Source organism: Myxococcus llanfairpwllgwyngyllgogerychwyrndrobwllllantysiliogogogochensis, from assembly GCF_006636215.1.
In the GTDB taxonomy this organism is placed as follows: Bacteria; Myxococcota; Myxococcia; order Myxococcales; family Myxococcaceae; genus Myxococcus; species Myxococcus llanfairpwllgwyngyllgogerychwyrndrobwllllantysiliogogogochensis.
The window spans coordinates 1-432 of sequence record NZ_VIFM01000809.1; the positions used below are offsets into that span (position 1 = coordinate 1).

At 68.5% G+C, this 432-nt stretch carries 1 protein-coding gene; it reads left to right on the plus strand.

Annotated elements, in window-relative coordinates:
- Positions 1-403, plus strand: a 403-nt coding sequence (locus FJV41_RS57455; RefSeq protein ID WP_141649635.1) for a response regulator transcription factor, incomplete at its 5' end; no start/stop codon positions are given.
- Between the last annotated feature and the right edge of the window lie 29 nt (positions 404-432).

Below are 432 nucleotides of genomic sequence, written 5' to 3' on the forward strand. Positions count from 1 at the left end.
ACGCAAGTCGCCGCTGCCCGTCGTCTTCATCACCGGCCACGGCGACGTGCCCATGGCCGTGAACACCATGAAGAAGGGCGCGCTCGACTTCATCCAGAAGCCCTTCAACGAAGAGGAACTCGTCGGCCTCGTGGACCGCATGCTCGACCGCGCCCGCGAATCCTTCGCCGGCCACCAGCAGGCCGCCAGCCGCGATGCGCTGCTCTCCAAGCTCACCGGCCGCGAAGCGCAGGTGCTCGAGCGCATCGTCGCCGGCCGCCTCAACAAGCAGATCGCCGACGACCTCGGCATCAGCATCAAGACCGTGGAGGCGCACCGCGCCAACATCATGGAAAAGCTCAACGCCAACACCGTGGCCGACCTGCTCAAGATCGCCCTCGGCCAGAACGCGCCCAAGCCCTGACGCGCCCCGCGCGGGCTCCGCCCGGGGCC